The organism is Acidiphilium sp. AL (genome assembly GCF_025499445.1).
GTDB classification, from domain to species: domain Bacteria; phylum Pseudomonadota; class Alphaproteobacteria; order Acetobacterales; family Acetobacteraceae; genus Acidiphilium; species Acidiphilium iwatense.
In genome coordinates, this window is sequence record NZ_JAIMBZ010000113.1 from 1 (window position 1) to 1,602 (window position 1,602).

The following is a 1,602-nucleotide window of genomic DNA, read 5'->3' on the forward strand; positions in this document are numbered from 1 at the left end:
AGCGTCGCTACCCGTAACACCCGGTTGGCAGCCCTGCATACATTTGCCCGGTTCCTCGCCACCGAGCAGCCTGCACACTTGGCCGAGTTGCAACGCGTACTGGGAGTGCCGTTCAAGCGCGGTGCTCGAAACACCCCAATCGAATACTTGGAGCCTGAGGAGGTCGAAGCGCTGCTTAAGTCCATCGATCGCTCGACACCTTCGGGTAAACGCGACTATGCCCTGTTCGCACTGATGCTCAATACCGGCGGTCGCGTTCAGGAAATCCTTGATCTGCGTCTGCGCGACATCCGTACCGAACCGCCCCACCAGGTACGCCTGCGGGGCAAGGGCGGCAAAACCCGACTATGCCCGATCTGGCCGCAAACCGCGCGCCTCCTGCGGGATCTCTCCCAGTCCGCGGTTCTTCAAGGAGATAGTGACGCGCCGCTATTTATGAACCGTCAGGGCACCAAGCTTACTCGTTTCGGCGTCCGCTACCTCCTCAAGAAGCATGTCGAAGCCGGAGCAACAGCAGTCGACACTCTGCGAGAGAAGCGGATCCACCCCCATTCCCTGCGCCACACGACAGCGATATTTCTGCTGAAGGCCGGGGTCGACTTCGCGACCATCAGTCAGTGGCTCGGGCATTCAACGTTGAATACCACCATGACCTACGCCAGGGCGGATCTCGATCTGAAACGTCAGGCGCTGATGCAGGTGTTCCCCGAGATACTCGCGCCGCCTCGCGCTGGTCACGTGAATTCAGCCGCGATCAATATCGTCGACTGGCTGAAGCGGCTATGATTCCGTAACCGAGTTATGTGGAGTTGGCGGCCCTCAAACCTTCGTCGGCTGGAGTTGACGCCTTCCAGCTCCACATCACTGCGCGCTGCACATAAGTCGATCACGATGAGCTCAACGTGAATCGACGAGCTCGGCTACGTGCCGCTGGCGGAGACGGCGTGCGAACTGATGTTCCAGGTGATCGCCGATCGGGCCGAGAAAGCCGCGGTGATCGTCACCACCAACCTGCCGTTCTCCGAGTGGTCGCAGGTCATCCCCAATCCGCGCCTGTGCAAGGCGCTGATCGACCGCCTGACCGACCGTGCGCACATCATTACCACGGGGACGGACTCCTATCGCTTCCGCCGCACCACGGCGCAACGGAAGGCCGCCAAATCATGAACAGGAAGGAGAAAAAGAACCGCTGACAGGCAGGGCCGCCCCGCGGGGCGGCCCTGCCTGTCCAACCCCGGGAGGTGGGCCAGAATTCATCAGCACAAGTGGGCCAGAATCCATTGTCACAGCCACGTTCAGCGCCTGTGACCCTTGCTCAAAAGCCGTCGTTCGTTCGATGAGGCTGCCAGCCCGAACGGATCGCACAGGAACGGCGAGAGGTGGTGGAAAGCGGCCTGTCCGCTTCAGCACGCGATATCGAGAAAAAGCAGACATTCCCGCGATGGCATAACGGCCGTCTCCGGCCTAATCTTACTGTGTCATAAATCGAGCATTCTCGATTTGTCGTTGGCAACACGGGCATCTAGGCAGGGTTCTGGCGAGGGTGCGGGCGATTGTTGTTCTGAGCGTGGTCATTGATGTTGCGAGGTGGCGTTCAGGCCG

2 protein-coding genes are annotated in these 1,602 nt (G+C 60.3%); both read left to right on the plus strand.

Annotated features, from left to right (window positions below; translation table 11 throughout):
- On the plus strand, window positions 1–786 hold a 786-nt coding region (locus tag AiwAL_RS20135), incomplete at its 5' end, for a tyrosine-type recombinase/integrase (protein WP_262313484.1).
- 120 nt (window positions 787–906) lie between these two features.
- Complete coding sequence (locus tag AiwAL_RS20140; RefSeq protein WP_262313485.1) at window positions 907–1,167, plus strand: ATP-binding protein; 261 nt, start codon at window positions 907–909, stop codon at window positions 1,165–1,167.
- Window positions 1,168–1,602: the final 435 nt, after the last annotated feature.